The 22,104-nt window shown below is 48.0% G+C and carries 22 protein-coding genes and 1 tRNA gene; 14 read left to right on the plus strand and 9 right to left on the minus strand.

What is annotated here, in order from left to right; translation table 11 throughout:
- Positions 1-3 precede the first annotated feature (3 nt).
- Complete coding sequence (gene rnr, locus BQ5809_RS08225) at positions 4-2,460, minus strand: ribonuclease R (RefSeq protein ID WP_003786157.1); 2,457 nt, start codon at positions 2,458-2,460, stop codon at positions 4-6.
- An 83-nt stretch (positions 2,461-2,543) separates the two neighbouring features.
- On the opposite strand from rnr, the gene BQ5809_RS08230 reads away from it, so the two are divergent.
- The 9 genes from BQ5809_RS08230 (at position 2,544) to BQ5809_RS08270 (ending at position 9,506) form a co-directional block, all read left to right on the plus strand.
- Positions 2,544-2,630: transfer RNA gene (locus BQ5809_RS08230), tRNA-Leu, on the plus strand.
- A 210-nt stretch (positions 2,631-2,840) separates the two neighbouring features.
- Positions 2,841-2,960, plus strand: a complete 120-nt coding sequence (locus BQ5809_RS08235) for an Arm DNA-binding domain-containing protein (RefSeq protein ID WP_003786155.1) — start codon at positions 2,841-2,843, stop codon at positions 2,958-2,960.
- 155 nt (positions 2,961-3,115) lie between these two features.
- Entirely contained in the window at positions 3,116-3,409 is a 294-nt protein-coding gene (locus BQ5809_RS08240; protein ID WP_003786152.1) for a hypothetical protein, read from the plus strand.
- Entirely contained in the window at positions 3,388-3,639 is a 252-nt protein-coding gene (locus BQ5809_RS08245; RefSeq protein ID WP_111694438.1) for a helicase, read from the plus strand. The genes BQ5809_RS08240 and BQ5809_RS08245 overlap by 22 nt, the downstream gene beginning before the upstream one ends.
- 257 nt (positions 3,640-3,896) lie before the next feature.
- Complete coding sequence (locus BQ5809_RS11025) at positions 3,897-5,813, plus strand: TonB-copper family protein (protein ID WP_032827643.1); 1,917 nt, start codon at positions 3,897-3,899, stop codon at positions 5,811-5,813.
- A gap of 36 nt (positions 5,814-5,849) precedes the next feature.
- Entirely contained in the window at positions 5,850-6,824 is a 975-nt protein-coding gene (locus BQ5809_RS08255; protein WP_003786145.1) for an ABC transporter substrate-binding protein, read from the plus strand.
- 77 nt (positions 6,825-6,901) lie between these two features.
- Complete coding sequence (locus BQ5809_RS08260; RefSeq protein WP_003786142.1) at positions 6,902-7,699, plus strand: ABC transporter permease; 798 nt, start codon at positions 6,902-6,904, stop codon at positions 7,697-7,699.
- On the plus strand, positions 7,700-8,392 hold the full coding sequence (locus BQ5809_RS08265; RefSeq protein WP_003786140.1) for an ATP-binding cassette domain-containing protein: 693 nt from the start codon (positions 7,700-7,702) through the stop codon (positions 8,390-8,392). It begins immediately after the preceding gene.
- Entirely contained in the window at positions 8,385-9,506 is a 1,122-nt protein-coding gene (locus BQ5809_RS08270) for an NnrS family protein (protein WP_003786139.1), read from the plus strand. The genes BQ5809_RS08265 and BQ5809_RS08270 overlap by 8 nt, the downstream gene beginning before the upstream one ends.
- A 38-nt stretch (positions 9,507-9,544) precedes the next feature.
- Here BQ5809_RS08270 and BQ5809_RS08275 read toward each other — a convergent pair whose 3' ends face one another.
- From BQ5809_RS08275 to pmbA, 7 genes are all read right to left on the minus strand, one after another.
- On the minus strand, positions 9,545-10,324 hold the full coding sequence (locus BQ5809_RS08275) for a ferredoxin--NADP reductase (RefSeq protein WP_003786138.1): 780 nt from the start codon (positions 10,322-10,324) through the stop codon (positions 9,545-9,547).
- A gap of 78 nt (positions 10,325-10,402) precedes the next feature.
- Entirely contained in the window at positions 10,403-10,690 is a 288-nt protein-coding gene (gene yfaE, locus BQ5809_RS08280) for a class I ribonucleotide reductase maintenance protein YfaE (protein WP_003786137.1), read from the minus strand.
- The gene (locus tag BQ5809_RS08285) at positions 10,687-11,175 is read right to left on the minus strand and encodes a hypothetical protein (RefSeq protein WP_003786136.1); all 489 of its coding nucleotides are present in this window, start codon (positions 11,173-11,175) and stop codon (positions 10,687-10,689) included. The genes yfaE and BQ5809_RS08285 overlap by 4 nt, the downstream gene beginning before the upstream one ends.
- Before the next feature lie 271 nt (positions 11,176-11,446).
- Positions 11,447-12,697: a glutamate-5-semialdehyde dehydrogenase gene (locus tag BQ5809_RS08290; protein ID WP_003786133.1), complete on the minus strand. Its 1,251-nt coding sequence runs from the start codon at positions 12,695-12,697 to the stop codon at positions 11,447-11,449.
- 82 nt (positions 12,698-12,779) lie between these two features.
- Complete coding sequence (locus tag BQ5809_RS08295; RefSeq protein ID WP_003786132.1) at positions 12,780-14,276, minus strand: helicase HerA-like domain-containing protein; 1,497 nt, start codon at positions 14,274-14,276, stop codon at positions 12,780-12,782.
- Between the two features lie 49 nt (positions 14,277-14,325).
- Positions 14,326-14,673 (minus strand): hypothetical protein, encoded by a 348-nt coding sequence (locus tag BQ5809_RS08300; protein WP_003786130.1) that lies wholly within the window; start codon positions 14,671-14,673, stop codon positions 14,326-14,328.
- A 2-nt stretch (positions 14,674-14,675) separates the two neighbouring features.
- Positions 14,676-16,004, minus strand: a complete 1,329-nt coding sequence (pmbA, locus tag BQ5809_RS08305; RefSeq protein WP_032827642.1) for a metalloprotease PmbA — start codon at positions 16,002-16,004, stop codon at positions 14,676-14,678.
- Positions 16,005-16,148: 144 nt separating this feature from the next.
- Between pmbA and yjgA the strand changes: the two genes are divergently transcribed.
- The 5 genes from yjgA (at position 16,149) to BQ5809_RS08330 (ending at position 21,298) form a co-directional block, all read left to right on the plus strand.
- A complete protein-coding gene (yjgA, locus tag BQ5809_RS08310) occupies positions 16,149-16,673 on the plus strand; it encodes a ribosome biogenesis factor YjgA (RefSeq protein ID WP_003786126.1) in 525 nt (174 codons plus the stop codon).
- A gap of 37 nt (positions 16,674-16,710) precedes the next feature.
- Positions 16,711-17,541, plus strand: a complete 831-nt coding sequence (locus BQ5809_RS08315) for a substrate-binding periplasmic protein (RefSeq protein ID WP_003786124.1) — start codon at positions 16,711-16,713, stop codon at positions 17,539-17,541.
- 112 nt (positions 17,542-17,653) lie between these two features.
- Positions 17,654-18,745 (plus strand): tRNA 2-thiouridine(34) synthase MnmA, encoded by a 1,092-nt coding sequence (mnmA, locus tag BQ5809_RS08320; RefSeq protein ID WP_003786122.1) that lies wholly within the window; start codon positions 17,654-17,656, stop codon positions 18,743-18,745.
- Positions 18,746-18,762: 17 nt separating this feature from the next.
- The gene (locus tag BQ5809_RS08325; RefSeq protein WP_003786120.1) at positions 18,763-20,397 is read left to right on the plus strand and encodes an NAD(P)-binding protein; all 1,635 of its coding nucleotides are present in this window, start codon (positions 18,763-18,765) and stop codon (positions 20,395-20,397) included.
- 52 nt (positions 20,398-20,449) lie between these two features.
- Positions 20,450-21,298 (plus strand): glycosyltransferase family 2 protein, encoded by an 849-nt coding sequence (locus BQ5809_RS08330; RefSeq protein ID WP_003786119.1) that lies wholly within the window; start codon positions 20,450-20,452, stop codon positions 21,296-21,298.
- 65 nt (positions 21,299-21,363) lie between these two features.
- On the opposite strand, the gene BQ5809_RS08335 is transcribed toward BQ5809_RS08330, so the two are convergent.
- Complete coding sequence (locus BQ5809_RS08335; RefSeq protein ID WP_003786118.1) at positions 21,364-22,089, minus strand: SDR family oxidoreductase; 726 nt, start codon at positions 22,087-22,089, stop codon at positions 21,364-21,366.
- Positions 22,090-22,104 lie beyond the last annotated feature (15 nt).

Below are 22,104 nucleotides of genomic sequence, written 5' to 3' on the forward strand. Positions count from 1 at the left end.
TTTTTATTTTGCCGATTTTTTGGCTTTGCTCGGTTTTTTATTTTCCGCCGATTTGACTTTAATGCTAACCGATTTTTTGGCTGATTTTTTGGATTGTGCTGACGAAGTTGCAGGCTGCTTTTTACGGTTTTTTGCCTGTTTTGCCAATACTTTTTCTGCCATATTCAACGCATCTGCCAGCAATTCAGGTGCAGGCTGCTTGGTCTTTTTACTGCTTTTGCGCGATGTTTTCGGTGCAGTAGTCAAAGCAGCCTGCACTTTTTTCGCACGTTTGTTCGGCACAACGCCACCGCTTACCAACACTAAATCAATCTTACTGGTTTCCAAATCCGCACGCGCCACTTTTACCGTTACCGTATCGCCCATGCCAAAACGCACGCCGCTACGCTCGCCCACCATCGCCAACAAATCCGCACGATAATTAAAATAATCCTCACCCAATTCGCTAACGTGAACCATGCCCTCAATGTGAATATCGTCCAGCGTAACGAAAATGCCAAAATTCGCCATGTGCGTGATTTTGCCCGTGAAAATTTCGTCAACCTTATCACGCATATAATACGTTTTCAGCCAGCTTTCCACATCGCGGCTCGCGTCATCGGCACGGCGTTCGCAATACGAACAATGCACGCCCAACTCCTGCCAACTGCTGACAGCATATGTTTTCTTCGCCAAAACCGCCTTAATCGCCCGATGAACCAACAAATCAGGATAACGGCGAATCGGCGAAGTAAAATGCGCGTAATGCTCATATGCCAAACCAAAATGTCCCACATTTTCAGGCTCATACATCGCCTGCTGCATAGAGCGCAACAACATTGTTTGCAACAATTCACGGTCAGGACGGTCAGCGATTTTTGCCGCCAACTCCCCATAATGTTTCGGCGTCGGATTATCGCCGCCGCCCAAACTCAAACCCAGCAACGCCAACTGTTCGCGCAACGTTGCCAATTTTTCAGGCGTTGGACCCAAGTGATTGCGATACAAGGCATGGTGCTTGTTTTTCAACAAGAAATCCGCCGCGCACACATTCGCCGCCAACATACATTCTTCAATCAACTTATGCGCGTCATTTCGCATCACAGGCACAATGCGTTCAATTTTACCGTTATCGTCAAAAATCATTTGCGTTTCAACGGTTTCAAATTCCATTGCACCACGTTTTTGGCGTTTTTGCTGCAACACTTGGAATAATTTGTACAACACGTTTAGGCTGCCTGAATATTCATTTTCCGTTTTATTTTCAAGCCATTGCCAAACTTGGTTATACGTCAAACGCCCATGCGATTTCATCACCGCAGGGTAAAACGAATATTCCTTCACATTGCCCGCGTAAGTAATCGTCATGTCGCACACCATGCAAAGCCGCTCAACATCAGGGTTCAGCGAACAAATGCCGTTAGATAAACTTTCAGGCAGCATGGGAATAACACGGCGCGGAAAATACACACTTGTTGCCCGTTCACGCGCATCAAAATCAATCAAATCATCAGGTTGCACATAATGGCTCACGTCCGCAATCGCCACGACTAAACGATAATTGCGCCCCACTTTTTCCGCATAAACCGCGTCATCAAAATCGCGAGACGTTTCGCCGTCAATCGTAACCAACGGCAAATCACGCAAATCCACCCGATTTTTACGGTCAGCCGCACGAACTTTATCGGGGATTTTCGCCGCCACTTTCAGGCAGCCTGCACTAAATTCATGCGGCAGACGATGTTTCCGCACCGCAATCTCAATTTCCATGCCGCTATCTGCGTAATCGCCTAATACTTCAACGATTTTCGCCACCGCAGGACGATGATTTTCAGGATAACTTTCAATTTCCGCTACCACCACTTGCCCCGATTTCGGCGAAAATTGCGCCACGCTATCAGGCTCTAAAATAATGTTTTGATGCAAACGCTTATCTTCAGGTTCCAGCACCGCCACGCCGCGTTCCAAATAAAAACGCCCCACGACAGATGTTTGCGCCCGTTCCACAATGTCCAAAACCTGACCCTCGCGGCGACCGCGTCTATCCAAACCCAATGGACGCACCGTAACAATATCGCCGTGCATTACGCCGCGCATTTGGCGTTCATACAACACCAAATCGCCGTCGCCAGTCGGTTTCAACGGCACAGCAAAACCAAAGCCGTCCTTATGCGCTTCAATGCGACATTTCACGATGTCCAATTTTTCCGCCACGCATACTAAACCGCGACGGTTAATCAAAATCTGACCGTCTCGCGCCATTGCTTTTAGGCGGCGTTCAAAAAATTCCTGCTCGTGTTCTTCAATGGATAATTTTTCAGACAGCGCTTCCATTTTTTGTGGTACGCCAAGTTCTTCTAATAATTGGATAATCCACTCTCGGCTTGGTAAGGGATTATTGTCGTATTTCGCACGTTCACGCGCCAAATACGGGTCTTTTTCTCGTAAATTCAATTCGTTGATATTTTTCTTTTTAGCCATTCTTGACAATCCTTTTGTAGTATTTATATAATGCAATCTTTCTTGATTGCGACACTTTAACGCAAACACAGTAGAAAAGCAAAGCCCAGATGGCGGAATTGGTAGACGCGCTAGTTTCAGGTACTAGTGTCCGTAAGGACGTGGAAGTTCGAGTCTTCTTCTGGGTACCAGGAATACAAAAAAGCAGCCTTTCATGGCTGCTTTTTTTCGTAAACTGTTCTATACTGTCATAAACAAATCTTTTATTTATCAATCAACTAAAATTTATTTCCGCTATTTTTTGAAGAAGTGGCTATAAACTGCCCTGTACTTCCATAAACTCAAATTAACATACTTGTGGGGGTATTTTTGGGGGTATTTTGAAAAATACCCCCAATAAAATGAAATTGACTAACCAACAAATCAAAAAAGCCAAGCCCACCGACAAACCGTATAAATTAGCAGACGGACAAGGACTTTATTTGTACATCACGCCCACAGGGGCAAATTATGGCGGTTAAAATACCGCATACACGGCAAAGAGAAAACTTTGTCTATTGGGCATACCCTGATGTTACATTAGCCCAAGCACGCGAACAGGCAGCCATAGCACGCCAGAAACAGGAGAAAACCAAACCCGAACCGCCCCACATCATACCGCTTTGAATGGCGCGTTTTGCTGTTTTCAACAGGCGAATACAGTTTAAATTCATACATGAAAGCGAGCGGCGAAAAGTGGGAAGCAGGGCAAGCGGTACGACTGCCGAGCATACCAGCCGCCACACAATACGACATTTATGAAAATTTGCATGATTTTGATAATGGTGCGGATTTGTCAGAACATTTACAGGCAGCCACAGCCGAGCAATACGGCACGGTAGGGCGCGAATGGATTAACAACTTGTTGATATGCCACGCGAGCGCATTCAGGCAGCACAAGCAGCCTTTATGCAATCCTTACCCACATTAAGCGGACAGGCGCGGCGTGTAGCAAAGCGTTTTGCGCTTGTGGCGGTAGCGTTAGAACTTTCAGGCAGCGTAACAGGCTTGCCCCAAGGTATCAGCATGATAGGCATTAAACAATGCTTTGATAATTGGTTAGCCATTAACGGCACAGGCAAGCAGGAAGACTGCCAAATCATCAAGCAAGTTGAAACATTCTTGCAAATGTACGGCGCGGGCGAGCGTTTCGCCAGTTGAGACCTTTGCAAAACTCCAGATTTGAGTGCAGTTCAAAGTGATAGCATCGCAGAACGCGCAGATAATATTGAAATATTTTCAAGCGTTCGAGAAGCGCATCACGAAGAAATGCGCCAAAGATGGGGTTTTGCAAAGGTCTCAGCCTGCACTTATTGATTATAAAGTGCAGGCTGCTTTTTTGTTTTGCAGATTTCTTTACTTTTCCTTTCGATAACTTTACAATGAACAATAATAATTATCAAAAAAAGGAATGTCTCATGAAAACTCGCCCCATCGCATTAGCCTTAATGACTTTGTTTGCTACGCCATTTTCCTTTGCCGAAAAATTGGCAAATCCCGATAGTGTGCCGCTGCTCAAAACCTTTGCGCCACCCAAACCGATTGCGCCGAATGTGGCGCAGGGCTATTTCCCTGAAAATCAATTTGACCGCACCGACCGCAGCGCATATTACTTTGTTACCGAAAATATTGACCAAGCCATGCGCCCAGTCAAAATCAACAGTGGCGTGTATGGCAAAAATTTCTACAATTCCGTGTCCGCCCAAGCGCGTGGCGCGAATTTTTATGGCATGGCAAACATCAATCACACCAAAGCCAATGGCTATAAAGATGGCGATGGGCGCGAAGTGGATTGGGGTTACACGCGCTTTAATCAGGCGTTGGTGCTGGGTTATGTACCGTCTGCCAATCAAGAATACCGCTTGACTTATCTGCATGACGACATCAACGATGACAAACAGCCGCATTTTGCCAACGATGCCGTTAATACCGACCGCAACGTTGCAAAATTGAATGCGCGTTGGGGCAATGCTGATTTGAGCAACACCGTGCAAGCCGAAGTGGGGCTGGTGTCGCTGGAACGCCGTGCGGATAATTTCTCGCTCAGGCAGCCTGCACCGCAAAGCGTGTTTGTGGATTTAGACCGCAAAATTTGGCAATTTTCGCTGAAACACGATGCCGATTTCGGGCAATTCCACAACACCGCCAGCTTGTCGTATCAACACGATACGCACAATGGCGAGCGTTCAGTACATACGCCTGCGCGTGATTTCAAAAATGGCTATCGTTTTGCCGATGTTCGCATTAACCGCTGGCGTTTAGCGGACACTTTATCCTATAAATTCAACGACCAACACAAATTGAGCTTGGGTTTGAGCTATGAAACCAATCGCGCTGATGTTCGCAAAAACACCGCGCAATTTGCCAACCCAATGATGGCTGGCGCACGTTTTGCCAGCGCACAACAAATTTGGCAACAGCATTACGGCTACACGTTCAACGGCAAAGTGCGCCAAAACGCCTTTTCGGGCGAGCTGAAATACGATTTCACGCCTAATGAATACCAAAAATACAGCGTTTCGGCTGGGCATATTGAGCGCATTGGCGACAATATGGAACGCTTTAATTCGTTGGCTGCGATTGTGCAAAATCCGATGGGCGTATTGAATAATCAAAAACCAACGGCTGCAATTGTCGGCAATCCACTACTCAAACCCGAACAACATCGCTTTATCAAGTTCACGGCAGATAGCAAAAACGAAACGTATCAAGGTTATATGAATTCGCTGCTGGGTCTGGGCTGGGATGTTGGCGGTACGATTATGCTGGACAAAGTGCGCGATTTGATTATTTACGACCGTGCGCGTGGGCAAAGCGGCGTAGCGTCTAGCGGTGGCGGCATCATCACACGCAATGTAGATGCGACTTTGTTTACCGCCAACGCTTATGCCAACTACAACTTCAATGCCAACTGGGCGGTAGGTGCAAAAGTGTTCTACAACTATGGCAACAACGACAGCGACAACCGTCCGCTGTATCAAGTGCGCCCATTTGAATTGAGTTTGCACGCCGATTACCGCAATTATTTCAGCGCAGGCAGCTACAACGTGGGCGTGGCGGCGCGTTATGTGGGCAAGCAAACACGCGGCGACTTTGATGTGGCAACAGGTTTGGGCATAGACAAACGCGCTGCGGCAAAAAGTTTTGTAACGACTGATGTGTATGCTGGATTGAATTTCCACGACAAATATGGCGTACGCGTGGGCGTGAGCAATGTGTTCAACAAGCGTTATGCTGAATTTTTGAGTGGCGACCATGTGTTAGTCTTGTCGCCAACATCGGTTGTGAATGCCCCAGGACGCACATTTTGGTTGAGTGTGCATGCGGCGTTTTGATGATTAAATTGCAACCTATTTTATAAAGGATACATCATGGATTTACAAAGACGCGATTTCTTAAAACTGCTTGCCGCCGCTTCAGCAGCAGGGCTTGCACCGTCTGTATGGGCGGCTGGCAAAGACGATTTTACCGTTTACGGCGCACCAGCTTTGCCGAGCATGATTATCGGCATTGCGGCTTTGCAGGGCAAACTGCGTAGCCAAGCCAATGTGTCGCTCAAAGTGTGGCGTTCGCCCGACCAACTTCGTGCTGGCGTGGCAAGCGGTCAATATCAAGTGATAATGAGTCCGAGCAATGTGGGCGTGAATTTGCGTAATCAAGGGCAAAAAGTCGGCATGGTCAATATTCTCACCAACGGTATTGTGCAATTGGTTGGCAAGCAACAGTTGGCGCGTCCGCAAGATTTAATCGGCAAAAAAATCATCATGCCGTTTAAAAACGATATGCCCGATATTGTGTTGCAGGCGATGTTGAAAAAACTGAATATTGACATCAACAAAGTCAGCATTACTTATACCGCTACACCAGCCGAAGCAGTGGGCTTGTTCTTGGCGAAAGATTTTCACGCGGCATGGTTGCCTGAACCGATGGCAAGCGCGTGTATTTTGCGCGGCAAACAAGTGGGTGTGAACGTGGTGCGCGGTTTTGACGTAACCCAAACATGGGGGCAAGCGTTTAACACCAAACCGATGATTCCGCAGGCTGGTTTGATTGCTAACGTGGACTTTTATCAAGCGAACAAAGCCAAATTTGACCTGTTCCACCAAGATTTAGTCAGCGCGCTCAACTGGGCAAAAGGCAATGTGCAAAGTGCGGCGCAAATCGGTAAAAACTACCTGCCTGCGCCTGTGCCAGCCTTGGTAAACAGTTTGCCGTATGCGAATTTGACGGTAACCAAAGCCAGCAGCGTCAAAACCGAATTGTTGCAGTTTTATGAAGAATTGATGCGCTTTAATCCGAAATTATTGGGCGGCAAGCTGCCTGATAGTGCGTTCTTTTTGGCGTGATTGAAGTGCAGGCTGCTTTTTAGTGCGCTTACAAAGCAGCCTGCACATTTCATCAACCCACAACCCCAATCAACCCTATGATTAAAACCGACAAAATCCGCAAACCGCAACACGCGGTTTTTTATATTTTGGACTACCTGTGGAGCGGCTTTGCCAGCTTGGGCATTGCCATGCTGCTGATTGCGCTGTGGGCTTGGGGCAGCGTGGTGTTTGGCGAATTTATGTTGCCCAGTCCCACCACTGTATTGCGCCTGTCGTGGCAGTTGCTCAACGAATTTAAACTCAATCAGCTAGACATTTCGCTATGGCGTGCTGCCGTTGGCATTGGCATTTCGCTGGTGTTGGGCGTGGTGCTGGGGCTGATTGCAGGCTGCTTTAAGACGGCTATGGCTTTGTTCAAACCGTTTATCACGATTTTGCTTGCCATGCCGCCGATTATTTGGGTGGTCATGGCGTTGTTTTGGTTTGGCTTTGGCAATGCTAGTGTGTTGTTTACTATTATTATTTTGGTGTCGCCGCTTACCTTTGCCAGCGCAGCCATGGGCATGATGAGCGTCAATGCGCAACACGAAGAATTGTTTGATGCCTACCAACTCGGCTGGCTGAAAAAAATCCGCTATCTTTATTTGCCGCATTTAACGGGCTATGTCATTTCCAGCTTAAATATCGCCGTTGCCATGGGCGTGAAAGTCGTGGTCATGGCGGAATTGCTCGGCGCAAGCGAAGGCATAGGCGCGAGAATTGCCGATGCGCGCGCCATGTTGGACACGGAAACGGTTATGGCATATGTGGTGCTGGTTATCGCGCTAGTGTCGCTGTTTGAATATTTGATTACCAAACCGCTGGAAATCGTGTTTATGCCGTGGAGAAGATAAATGCTTGTTTTAAATCAAGTTCGTTTTGATATTTTGCGCGACACGATTGTGCGCTCGTTTGACATGACCGTGAACGCAGGCGAAGTAAAAACCCTGTTCGGGCCCAGCGGTTGCGGTAAAACCACCATTTTGCGGTTGATTGCAGGTTTGGAAACGCCCAAAACAGGCAGCATTGCCAACAGTTTTCGCAAAACAGGTTTTTTGTTTCAAGAAAATCGTTTGCTCAACAATTTAACCGCGCTGCAAAACATCACGATTTTTATGGACAAACCCAATGTGCAGGCTGCTTATGAACTTGCCGCGCAAATCGGTTTAACATCGGGCGACTTAAACAAATATCCCACCGAATTATCGGGCGGCATGGCAAAGCGCGTGGCGTTTTTGCGCTTGCTGTTGTGCGCTTGCGATTTAGCCTTGTTGGACGAGCCTTTTGTTGGGCTAGACCGCGATTTGCGCGACATTCTCACCGCCATGCTCACCGAAAAAATCCAAAACGAAGGCTTGGCGTGTTTGCTGGTAACGCACGACCGCTTTGAAGCCGCCCGATTAAGCCACGAAATCATGTTACTCGCGCCCAAAGGCATGCACATACAAAAAACCATCAGTCTGCCCGAGCCGCTGTCATCGCGCGATTCGGCATACGAAGAGCAAATCGTGTCGCGTGAATTTCAAGGAATCCACTACTATGAATAAACCCACAGGCTCGTGGCAAACCTTTCATTCCCACCCCATGCGCGGCTTTTTTGTCGCCGCCGCGCTGCTGGCAATCCAAAGCGCGTTAAGTTTTTGGCTTACGCCCAACGCCGTTATCCTGCATCGGCAACTGTTTCTCACGCTCATGCTGCCAGCCGCGTATGGCGGATTTTTAATGGCGGCGATGTTGGAATGGACAAACTTTTCAGGCAGCCTGCAACGCACCGCAAAAGTGCAGGCTGCTTTGCTGTTTGGCGCGTGGCTTGCCTTATGGTTTTCGCCTGCTATTAGTGCGGCGATTGTCGTGGCATATTGGCTCGGCTTGCTGATTTTTTGCACGCGACTCATCTGGCTAGACCGCAACACCAAGCAATTCACCCTGCTGATGTTGCTGACCTTATTTACCGCCAGCCAAGCCGCTTATGCCTATTCGGGCGATTTAAACTGGCTCAAAACCCAAGTTCACTTACACATCGCCGCCGTGCTGTTCGTCTCGTTTCGCGTTAGCCTGCTGCTCGGCAACGAAGCACTCAAACAAACCACGCTCAAAGACCCGATTTTTATCCCCAATGTCATCTATAAAAACATCGGTATGACCTTTTTGCTGATTTACGCCGCCGCCGAATGGTTTTTGCCCGCCGAAGCACTTGGTTTTCTCGCGATTTCCATCGGCATGATTTTCTTTGCCAAACTGCGCGAACTGCACCATTGGGAACTGCTGCGCCAACACTACGTCCGCACTTATTACATTTTGCAAACGCTAGGCGCAATCGGCTACACATGGCTAGGCTACGCCCACCTGTCGCAACAACCCATAGGCACGCCCTTACACATCATCGCGATTGCCACGCTGCTCGGCGGCGTGTTGATGGTATGGCTAACAGCAGGCTTGTGGCACAGCGGCTTTACCAAACTGGACTACCCCAAATGGTGCAAAACCGCCTTCGCCTGCCTATGGCTTACCGCGCTGCTGCGTACCGTGTTCATGCCGCTCAAACCCGAATGGCTGCTGATGAATGCACCTGCTTTGTTGCTTGCTGGCGTGTTTGCGCTGTATTTAATCGTGTTTATCCCCATTTTTTGGCGCAACGCGTTTACGGACGACCTTGAATAAAAGTGCAGGCTGCTTTGCTTTATATTTATTCACACCGTTTACTGTTCCACAAACGCGCGTTCAATCAAATAATCGCCACGAACGCCTGTTTTAGGCGATGCCACCAAACCAAAGCTATCTAAAATTTCGGCAGTGTCGCGGTTCATTGGCATGCTGCCACACAACATGGCGCGGTCATCTTTCGGGTTCATGGGCGGCAAGCCGATGTCTTCAAAGATTTTGCCCGATTTGAGCAAATCGGTTAAGCGACCTTGATGTTCAAACGGTTCACGCGATACCACTGGGTAATAAATCAATTTTTCACGTACCATTTCGCCCAAAAATTCGTGGTTGGGCAAGTCTTGGGTAAAGTGGTCGTAATACGCCAAATCCGCTTTGTGGCGCACGCCGTGTACCAAAATCACTTTTTCAAATTGCTCGTAAATTTCAGGGTCGCGAGTTACGCTCAAAAATGGGGCAAGCCCTGTGCCTGTGGACAGCAAATACAAGTGCTTCGCGCCCTCGTTAAAATCGCTGGCAATCAGCGTACCTGTTGGTTTTTTGCTGATTAAGATTTCATCGCCCACTTTCAAGTGTTGCAAACGGCTGGTCAATGGGCCATCTTGCACTTTAATACTGAAAAATTCCAAGTGTTCTTCCCAGTTCGCGCTTGCCACGCTGTATGCACGCATGAGCGGTTTGCCGTCCACCATCAAGCCAATCATCACAAATTGACCGTTTTCAAAACGCAAACTTTCATCGCGTGTGCAAGTAAACGAAAAATAAGCGTCCGTCCAATGGTGTACCGACAAAACGGTTTGGGTGTTGAATGCTGCCATGTTGTATTGTTCCTATTACTATGTATAAAAGAAAGGCGCGATTTTAAAGTAAAGCATCATCTCAAACAAGATTTGTTTTTATTTGTCTGCTTGACAAAGCAGCCTGCACACCAATTTCACATCGCTTTCTAAACGGCAACAGCAAGGCAAAATTTCGTTGGCGTTCAAAAATGCCATTGGTGCGTTGGGATACGACACTTCGCCCGATTCCAGCACCAGCCGACACGAACCGCAATAGCCGCTTCTGCATTGGTATTCCACTTGATGTCCTGTGCGCTCCAATGCAGCGAGCAAATTGTCATCGGCGGCTAATGTGAATTCGGTGTCAGACGTGCAAACGGTAAAGTGCAGGCTGCTTTGGCTCATGGCTGAACCAGTTTGCCATTTTTGAAATTGTGTTGTTGCATAATGTTGCCGTTAATCGCATACACGGTATAAGTGCCGTCTTTAGGCTGGGCGCGAAATTCAAACAACTGCTCTTTGGCAAGCGTCATCGGGTCGCTTCGTTTGTTGCCGTTGTCGTAAAAATCCTGCACCAAATAGGCGTTATCGTTTTGTTTGACCAGCAACTGACGGAAAAAGCCGCCTTTAACCGCACTGTCAGATGTTTTGCCTTGCGCGTCAAAATAAGTGATGATTTTTTGCTCGGTCACATTGATACCGCCCGTTTTGGATTCGGCTTCATCTTTATCCAACGATAAAGGAATGTTGATGCTCGTTCCCAAGCCAACGTGTCGCCCAATAGAGCCACCCAGTCCCACGCCCAAAGAAATGCCGCTGCCATTCACGCCAACGCCGCTACACGCGGTTAAGCCTAATGCCACCACAGCCCATAAAATTGTTTGTTTCATTTTTATTTACTCCGCTATGTTTGATTCAATCGACTCATGCTTTTTCAACCACATTTCAAAAATTGTTAAAAATTCTGTTATTTGCTCTTTGCTCATAGGAATTTTGCTTTTGTATTTTGGCAAAGTAATATTTAAAAACCGCCAAAGTTTTTGGGGGCTATTTTGGCTAGTCTGGCTTTGGATTGCCAACCGCTATCCCTGTCCAAACAACGAAAGCATAGCACCAAATCAAAATCCAGTTCATCTTGTTTCCTTAAAGCAGCCTGCACTTTTACACGCGAATTTGCCCATCGCCCAACACAATCCATTTTTGCGAAGTCAAACCATTCAAACCCACAGGGCCGCGCACATGAATTTTGTCGGTAGAAATGCCAATTTCCGCGCCCAAACCGTATTCAAAACCGTCCGCAAATCGCGTAGATGCATTCACCATAACGCTAGAACTGTCCACCAAACGCAAAAATAAATTCGCCAACGTGTAATTTTCCGTGATGATGCTGTCGGTGTGATGACTGCCGTAAGTATTAATATGCAAAACGGCTTCTTCAAATGAATCAACGACTTTGATTGACAAAATTGGGGCTAAATATTCCGTTGTCCAATCTTCTTCGGTTGCCGCGATTGCGTTTGGCAGAATCTCGCGTGTTTTCAGGCAACCGCGCAATTCCACGCCTTTTTCTGCGTATTTTTCGGCTAATTCGGGCAAAATTTCGGCGGCGCGTTTGGCGTGAATCAATAAAGTTTCCATGGCATTGCAGGGCGCGTAACGCTGCGTTTTCGCGTTGAATGCAACTGTAATCGCCTTATTTTTATCCGCGGTCTCGTCAATATACACATGACAAATGCCGTCCAAATGCTTAATCACAGGCACACGCGCTTGCTCGCTCACGCGCTCAACCAAACTTTTGCCACCACGCGGAATAATGACATCAATCAAACCAACGGCTTGCAACATCGCGCCCACGCTTTCGCGGTCGGTATTTTCCACAAAACACACCACGTTTTCAGGCAGCCCATTTTCGCGCAACGCCTGTTTAATCAGCTTCGCTAACGCCATATTGCTGTTGAACGCTTCGCTGCCACCACGCAACACGCACGCATTGCCCGACTTCAAACACAACGCCGCCGCGTCAATTGTAACATTCGGACGCGCTTCGTAAATCATGCCAATCACGCCAAGCGGTACGCGCATTTTGCCAATGCGTAAACCATTGGGACGCAAACGAAATTCGTCCATTTCGCCCACAGGGTCAGGCAGCGCGACAATTTGCAGCAAACCTTCGCGCATGGTATGCAGGCTGCTTGGTGTGATTTTCAAGCGGTCTAGCAGCGCATCGGTTAAACCTTTTTGTTTACCGTTTTCAATGTCTTGCGCGTTGGCGGCAAGTAATTCGGTTTCGTGTGTGGCGATTAAATCTGCCAAACGAATCAGCGTGTTATTTTTGGCTGCGCTGTCGGCTTGCGCGAGTTGGTAATAGGCGGATTTGGCTTCTTTGGCGATTTGAGTGATGTAGTTTTGCATGGGGGTTGTCCTTGTGTGCAGGCTGCTTTTGTTGTATCGCTAAAAGTGAGCGATTTGTCGGGGTCAAGACCCCGACCTACGATTACTTCAACATATTCTTAATCACGCCCATAATCGTGCGCGAAATGGCGTTGGTTACTTGTTTGTTGATTTGGTTGCCCACCGAATCGGCAAGATTGTAGCCCAAACCTTGTCCTGATTTTTTGCGTCCGCCAAACAAGCCACCCAAAAAGCCATCTACCACGCTGGGTTGAGCAGCTTCGCTTGCAGTTTTGCCCGAAGCAGCCTGCACTTCACTTGGCTGTTGCGCCAACTGCTGCAAGGCTTCGTAGGCAGAAAAATTGTCCACCAAATCTTTGTAACGCGGATACAAGCTGTCGGATTGAAATATGGCGTTGCGTTCGGTATCGGCAAGCGGGGCAAGCTGCGATTGGGGCGGCATAATCCATGCGCGTTCCACGATTTGTGGCATACCTTTGTCGTCCAAAAACGAGACGAGTGCTTCGCCCACCGCCAATTCGGCAATGGTGCTGGCAACGTCTAGCTGCGGATTGCTACGGAATGTGTCGGCAGCCGCTTTAACCGCTTTTTGGTCGCGTAGCGTGAATGCGCGAAGTGCGTGTTGTACGCGGTTGCCCAGTTGCCCCAACACGGTGTCGGGCAAGTCCAGCGGATTTTGGGTAACAAAATACACGCCCACGCCTTTGGAGCGAATCAGGCGCACGGCTTGTTCTACTTGGTCGATTAACACCGCGTTGGCGTTGTCAAAAATCAAGTGCGCTTCGTCAAAAAACAGCACAAATTTGGGTTTTTCGGGGTCGCCCACTTCGGGCAGAGTTTCAAATAATTCTGCCAAAAACCACAGCATAAACGCGCTATACAAACGCGGCGAGCGCATGAGTTTTTCGGCATTTAAGATGTTGATAATGCCTTGACCGTTTTCGCTTTGAATCCAGTCTTGTAAATTGAGTTCGGGCTCGCCAAAAAATTGGTCTGCGCCTTCGGCTTCCAGTTGCAACAGTTGGCGTTGGATTGCGCCAATGCTGGCGGCGGATACGTTGCCATAGGTAGCGCAGTATTCTTTTGCGTGTTCAGACACATATTGCAGCAAGCCGCGCAAGTCTTTCAGGTCAATCAAATGCCAGCCTTTGTCGTCTGCCACGCGAAAAACCAAGTTCAACACGCCTCCTTGCGTGTCGTTCAGATTCATCAATCGCGCCAACAACATCGCGCCCATGGCAGAAATGCTCACACGCACGGGAATGCCTGTTGCGCCATACACGTCCCAAAAACGCACAGGAAAGCCTTGCAAATAGTCGGCAGTTAAACCGTATTGTGTCATGCGTTCGGCGACTTTGCCGCTGTTTTGTCCTGCGCAACAAATGCCCGATAAATCGCCTTTTACGTCTGCCATAAACACGGGAATGCCTTGACTGCTGAATGTTTCGGCGAGTTTACGTAGGGTTACGGTTTTGCCTGTGCCTGTTGCGCCTGCGATTAAACCGTGGCGGTTTGCCATTTTGGCGATTAAGTTGATGGGCGTGTTTTGATGATTGTGGGCGATGGTGTATTCGGTCATGATGCTTAATCGTTCAATAAATAAAAAAAGCAGCCTGCACTTTTAAAAACTACTGCACACGGCTTTTAAAACGGCTTTCGCGACGGATTTGTTCTTCCCAATCGGCACACGGTGCACGGATATAACGCACGCTGTCAAAGCCCAGCTCGGCAGCCTGCAATTTTTGGTCTTGGTTATAGTCCAATCGCGCAAATTCCGCTAAATTGCCCACTTGAAAAGACGTTTGCAAATTGTCGCTGCGGGCGTTTTGCCATTCGTACAAATCCAAAAAGCCGTCTCGGTTGGCATCGTTAATCAACACAAACGCGGCGGTCGGCTGCATTTGCGAACAGGCTTGCGCGGTTAATGGCATCAATAAGCCAGATAAACTTAATCCCAAAATCATCGTGCGTTTCATGGTTATGCTCCTGCTACCGTCATTTTGTCTAACCAAATTGAGCCGATTTTGCTACCACTACGGCGCAAAGAATCATCGGCAACGCCTGCAATGCCGCGCAACATATCATGCAGGCTGCCTGCAATCGTGATACCCGAAACAGGGTAAGCAATCACGCCATTTTCCACCCAAAATCCTGCTGCGCCACGCGAATAATCGCCTGTGAGCATATTCACACCCTGCCCCATGAGTTCGGTAATCAACAAGCCTGTTCCCATGTCGCGCAACAAAGCAGCCTGCGAATCGTGCGTGTGGCTCAAATGCAAATTGTGTGCGCCGCCTGCGTTGCCTGTGCTTTGCATGCCCAGTTTACGCGCAGAATAGCTGCCCAAGAAATAGCCCTGCACCACACCATTTTCAATCACAAAACGCGGCTGGGTGGCAACGCCTTCGCTATCAAAATAGGTGCTACCCAAAGCGCGTGGAATGTGTGGCTCTTCGCGCAAATGCAAGTGCGTGGGTAAAATCGTCTTGCCCAAACTATCGCACAAAAAACTGGTTTGACGATACAACGCCGAGCCACTTAATCCGCCAACCAAATGTCCGATTAAACTGCCTGACACAGTCGTATCCAGCACAACAGAGTAGCTACCTGTGGCAATGCTTCGCGCATTCAGGCGACTAACCGTGCGTTGAGCGGCAATGCGTCCAATTTGTTCTACGCTGTCCATTTGTGCAGCATCGCAATCGCTGTCGTACCAATAATCGCGCTCCATACCCGCAGCATCGGCGGCAACCAAACTGCACGAAATACTGTGGCATGTGCCGCGTTGATGCTGACAAAAGCCGTGCGTGTTGGCATACACAAATTGATAGTGCGATGTGCTGACATTTGCGCCATCGGAATTTTGAATCCGCGCATCAAAGTCCAAAGCAGCCTGCTCGCATTGCTTGGCAAGTTCAACCGCTTGTTTGCTGCTTAATTGCCATTCGTGGTATTTGTTTAAATCGCCAATGTGTTGCGCCATTAAATTGGCATCAGCAAGACCCGAGCAATCGTCTTCGGCGGTGTATCGCGCAATCGCACAAGCAGCCTGCACCGTGTCGGCAATGGCTTGGGGTGACAAATCGGCGGTGCTGGCACGTCCTTTGCGTTGTCCCACATACACCGTAATATCCAAAGATTTATCTTGTTGATGTTCAATTTGTTCGATGTCTTGCAAACGCACTTGCACACTTTGTCCGAGTGATTCGCTTAAATCCACTTCGGCGGCGGTTGCACCATTGAGCTTGGCAAGTTGCAGCACCGTTTCGGCGGTTTGACTTAAATTGTGAGCAGAATGTTGAAACATAAAATCGCTTATGTGATAGAAAAAAAGTGACTTCATTGTAGCCTTTTTTCATCACAATTTGGCGGTTTGCAAGATGAAAAACTTAAAGGATTGTGTAAAGTTTGTTATTATTACGTCATTTTTCAAACGAATTTAAAGCACATCATGGAACAGCAAGAAGAATGGGTAAGCAAAACCCAAAAGAAAAAGCAAATGGACGAACTGCAAGATTTGGGCATGGAATTGACCAATCTATCGTCTGAAACGCTCAAAAAATTGACTTTACCCGAAGATTTATATGAAGCGGTGCGCGAATACAAAAAAATCACGTCCAACAGCGCAGTCAAACGCCAACGCCAATACATTGGACGCTTAATGCGCGATATTGACCCGACACCAATCCGCGAATTTTTAGCCAAACTAAAAGGCGACAACCAAGCGCACAATGCGTTTTTGCAACGTGTGGAACAAGCCCGAACGCGCTTGTTAGCAAACGATGACGCGCTCACACAATTTATCGCTGATTACTCACACGCCGATGCCAGCAGCCTGCGAACTTTAATCCGCAATGCGCGTAAGGAAGCGGAACAAAACAAACCGCCCAAAAATTTTCGTGCGCTGTATCAAGAAATTAAATTGGTTATGGACGAAACAGTTACACAATCCGATGATAGCGGCTTAATTGAATAATGCCTATCCAAAGCAAAGTAAATAAAAGGTTATTTGAATGGGATATCAAAAAAGACAACGCTCTAAATCAAAATATAATCAAAATAATCGCAACACGGTGCGAGCCTTGCTTTTATTATTGCTGCTTTTAACGCTTACATACGCGTGGCTACAATGGCAAGAAAAACACAAAGAAAACGAACCCGTGTCTTTGGCGCAAGAAGAAGTAGTACACAAGCCTTTGTATTGGGCAGTTGCACGGCCTGCCTATCCGCCTTTTACCGAGCGTGGCGCACAAGGCGAAATGATTGGCATGGACGTGGAATTGTTGCAGGCGATTGCCGAACAAAGCGGCATCGAAATCACCATTCGCCCGCAAGAATTAAACGGTTTGCTCCGCAGTTTGGACGCAGGCAGTGCCGATATTGTGATTGGTGGCATCAACATCACGCCCGAGCGCAGACAGCAATATTTGTTTACGCGTCCTTATCTGACGGGGAAATGGGCAGTTTTGTCACAAAACAAATTAAGCAACTGGGGGCAATTATCAGGCAAAACCATTGCCGTCACCGATGGCGCATTGGCTGAAACTTATGCGCAAACTTTTAGCAATGTTCAGCCAGCCCGTGTCAGCAGCTTGTATTTAGGCATAAATGCGGTACAGAAAAACAATGCCTATGCCATTTTGGATAGCGATGTGGTGCTAAAACATTATCAGCAAGCCAATCCCGACTGGTATTTGCTAGCCCAGCCTGGTGGTGAAACGCTTGCCTTTGCGTTTGCAGTCAAAAAAGACAATGTTTTATTGAAGAAAAAACTGGACGCTGGTTTGGCGGCGATTAAATCAACAGGTTTATATCAAGCAATTTTGGCGAAATATGGACAATAAGGTTTTGGCGTAAACAAAGTGCAGGCTGCTTTTTAACGGTTTTTATGCCGAAAAAGCAGCCTGCACTTTTGTGTTAAAATACGCCCACTTTTCTTTTATTTGGATAACAAAAATGCATGAAAATCAAAATATTATTGTCGGATTATCAGGCGGCGTAGACAGTTCGGTAACGGCTGCGCTGCTCAAACAAGCTGGCGCAAATGTGCGTGGCGTGTTCATGCAAAACTGGGAAGACGACAACAACGACGAATATTGCAGCATCAAACAAGATTCGCTAGACGCAATGGCAGTAGCAGATATTGTGGGGATTGATATTGATATTGTGAATTTTGCCGCGCAATACAAAGACAAGGTTTTTGCCTATTTTTTGCAGGAATATCAGGCAGGTAGAACGCCCAATCCCGATGTATTGTGTAATGCGGAAATCAAATTCAAATGTTTTTTGGATTACGCGATTGAGCAAGGCGCAGAAGCGATTGCGACTGGGCATTATGCGCGTAAACAAGTGCGCGACGGCGTGCATTATTTGTTGCGCGGATTGGATAATAATAAAGACCAAAGTTATTTTTTATACCGTTTGCAGCCATTTCAGTTGGAAAAAGCCTTGTTTCCATTGGGACATTTGGAAAAGCCAGAAGTGCGCCGTTTGGCGACTGAATTTAAATTGCCGACTGCGGCGAAAAAGGACAGCACGGGCATTTGCTTTATTGGCGAGCGTCCATTCCGTGAATTTTTGCAGAAATATTTGCCAACGCACAACGGCAATATGGTTACGCCCGAAGGCAAAATCGTGGGCGAACATTTGGGTTTGACGTTTTACACGATTGGGCAGCGCAAAGGTTTGGGGATTGGTGGCGCAGGCGAACCTTGGTTTGTGGTGGGCAAGAATTTGCCGAGAAATGAATTGATTGTGGTGCAAGGACATGACCACGAATTGTTGTACACGAAATCGCTGCAAATGCACGATTTAAGCTGGACGCTGCCTGAAAAACCGCAAGCAGAGCGTTACACTTGCAAAACGCGCTACCGCATGGCAGACGCGGCGTGTGAATTGCGTTATCTTGATGAACATACGGCGGAATTGTGGTTTGATGAACCGCAATGGGCGGTTACGCATGGGCAATCGGCGGTGTTGTATGACGGCGAAATTTGCTTGGGTGGTGGCGTGATTACGGCTACCGATAAGCCTTTGATTATTTTGTAAACCAAAGCAGCCTGCACATGAATCGCCGCGAATTTTTGCTTCAATCTGCGCTTTGGACAACGGTGGCTTCCGCTTCGTGGCTGGGCTATCGCTATTTGAATCGCCTGCCCACTGTGTCGCTGGACAAAGTGGGCTTGCCGCTGGCACACGCGCTGCGCGATGCCCAGTTGCCGCTTGCGCCTGCGCATGAACACGATTGCGATGTATTGATTTTGGGCAGCGGTGCGGCGGCGTTGTCGGCGGCATGGTATTTGGCGAAAAATGACCAGCCTAACTTTTTGATTGCAGAAGGATTTGATCGCAACGGCAACAACGCTGCCTATGCGTTTTCAAGCAGCCTGCACGCTCCAACTGGCGCACATTATTTGCCACAGCCCTCTGCCGAAAGTTCGTTTGTGCGCGAAATGTTGGCGGATTTGGCGATGATTCAGGGCTACGACGCTGCTGGCAACCCTGTTTACCACGAAACCGATTTGGTACACGCGCCCGATGAGCGTGTTTGGGTAAACGGTACTTGGCAAGATGGTTTACTGCCCCAACGCGATGCCGATTCGGTGCGCTTTTTTCAATTTATTCAGCAGATTAGCCATGCAGTTGGCACAGACGGGCGCAAGGCGTTTGCCATGCCTGTGGCGTTGAGTTCGCAAGACGAACAATGGCGCAAATTGGACACGCTCACGTTTGCCGATTGGCTCAAACAGCAGGCATATCAATCGCCTAACTTATTGTGGTATTTGGATTATTGTTGTCGTGATGATTATGGACAAGGCATCGCACAGGTGTCAGCGTTTGCAGGTTTGCATTATTTTGCTGCGCGTGGCAACGAAAATGCGGCGGTTTTGACTTGGGCAAGTGGCTTAAATCATCTGTCAGAAAAAATCCGCCAATTCATTGGTTTACAAGAATTGCCGCAGTTTCCCAATACGCAGCAATGGGCGTTTAAGCAGCCTGCAAGTGTACCAGCCGTTGCGCTGCGTATTCAAGAGCGCGATGATGTGGTTGAAGTAACGCTGCGCCACACGCAATCGGGCGACACGCGGTTGGTTCGCGCCAAAAAAGTGATTTGCGCCATGCCGTTGATGGTTGCCAAGCGTGTGGTGCAAAATGCCGAGCGATACGGCTTTTCCGCGCACAATCCCTTGCTCGAAAGCGCACCTTGGTTGGTTAGCCAGTTTGTGTTGCACCAGTTTCCAAACGAGCCTGCCAAAACCGAGTTGGCGTGGGACAATGTGGTGCAGCATTCGCGTGGTTTGGGCTATGTGGTTGCCACGCACCAAGCGATTCGCGTTGCCAAGCCCACGCAAACGATTTTTACGGCTTATGCCGCGCTCAACCACGATACGCCAGCCAATGTGCGCCACGCCCTACTCGCTGCCGAACCGCGTGATTTGTTGGACATTGCCGCGCAAGATTTGCTGACGGTGTATGGCGGCAAACGCTTTTGGCAACACGTTTCACACGTTCACATCACGGCGCGAGCGCATGCGATGGCGGTGCCGCAAGTGGGCTATTTGAGCCAGCCTTTGTATCACGCCTTGCGCCAACATCGGTCGCGCTTGCTGTTTGCACACAGCGATATGAGTGGCTATTCGGTGTTTGAAGAAGCGGCTTATTGGGGTGTGCAGGCTGCTTTGGCGGTTTTGGATAAGTAAAAAGCAGCCTGCACTTTTTGTTTACATACAACTTAACAATAGAGAAGAGACGATGATAACTCATTCACCAGTAGTTTCTATTATTACTCCATGCTACAACAGCACGAAATACGTTCACGAAACCCTGTCCAGCCTATCGGCACAGACCTTTACTGATTTTGAAATCATCGCCATGGACGATGGTTCTAGCGATGACACGTTGGCAATTTTGCAAGCCTACGCCCAACATGAGCCACGTTTAAAAATCTACACACAAAGCAATCAAGGACAAGCTGGCGCACGACAAAACGCGATTGCTCATGCCACAGGCGAATATTTGCTATGCGTGGATTCGGACGACAAATTAAGCCCCAACGCGCTAGAAAAATTTGTACAAGCCGCTCGGACGCATCAGGCAGATATTGTCTCTTCAAATCATCAATTATTTGGGCGAAAAAGTACGTCTATTATCCATATGTCATTCAATTTAAAACGCTTGTTGTGGGTTAATTGTATTTTAATGACCGCATTGCTTCGGCGCGACAAATTTATAGCCGCAGGCGGTTTTGACGCCAATTTGCGCTGTTTTGAAGATTGGGAACTGTGGATTAACCTAATCAAACACGGAGCAAAAGTCCACCACATTCCCGAAGTGCTGTTTTTCTATCGCCAACGCGAAGACTTGACTTCGGTTACAGATACCACCACGCAATACGAAAACGAAGCCACCGCTTATATATACAATAAGCACCGTCAATTTTATAGCGAACAAGGCATTAATTTGTACTACGTTTTTCACGATGCCTATTCGTGCTATGAGAAAAAGCGCAGCCACTATGCCAACCCATTGCGCCGCTGGTTTTACAAAACCTTTAAACCGAAAAAATATCAGCAAATTTATGCTAGATACGATTTGTTATAAAAAAGCAGCCTGCAATTTTGTTCAATAAACAAAAAGTGCAGGCTGCTTTGTTTTAATTTTCACGTTTACAAATACACAATCTCGCCAGACCGTCCACGGCTTTCTTTGCTCAACCACCACACAAAATCGGGCGTGATGTCGGTCATATTTTTGCGCTCGGCAGCGGTTTCGCCTGGGTGCGTTTTAATGCGTTGTGGCGAATTGATACGCCCTGGCACAAGCACATTGGCGCGTAAATGCTCAAAACGCTCCCATTCATCGGCAGCCACTTGACACAAATAGTTCAACGCCGCTTTGGACGCGCCAAATCCGCCCCAATATGCCTGCGGTTTTTCGCCATGACTTTCGCCAACAAAAATCACCGAAGCATCGTCAGACGCTTTCAACATCGGCAACAAGGCGCGGCTCAATGCCATGGGCGCAACTGTGTTGATGCGATATTGATTGACCCATTCGTCCACCGTTTGAAAATCCAACGGCGACAAGGCATAAAAATAGCTAGCGCAATGCACAATGCCGTCCAATTTGCCACCTGTGGCTTGGGCAATCGTGTCGGCAAGCTGGGTGAAATCTTTGTCTTGGGCGGGCATCATGTCAAACACCAAGGCAAATGGCTCGGGGCAGCCTGCATTCACAATATCGTCGTACACTTTTTCCAATTTCTTTTGGCTACGCGCCACCAAAATCACGGTTGCGCCTGCTTGAGCGGTGGCTTTTGCCACTTGCTCGCCCAAACCTTGCGATGCGCCTGTTACCAAAATCACTTTGTTTTGCAATGTTTTTTCGCTCATTTTGTTTACCTAAAT

Origin of the sequence: Kingella kingae ATCC 23330 (assembly GCF_900111845.1) — a bacterium.
Lineage (GTDB): Bacteria > Pseudomonadota > Gammaproteobacteria > Burkholderiales > Neisseriaceae > Kingella > Kingella kingae.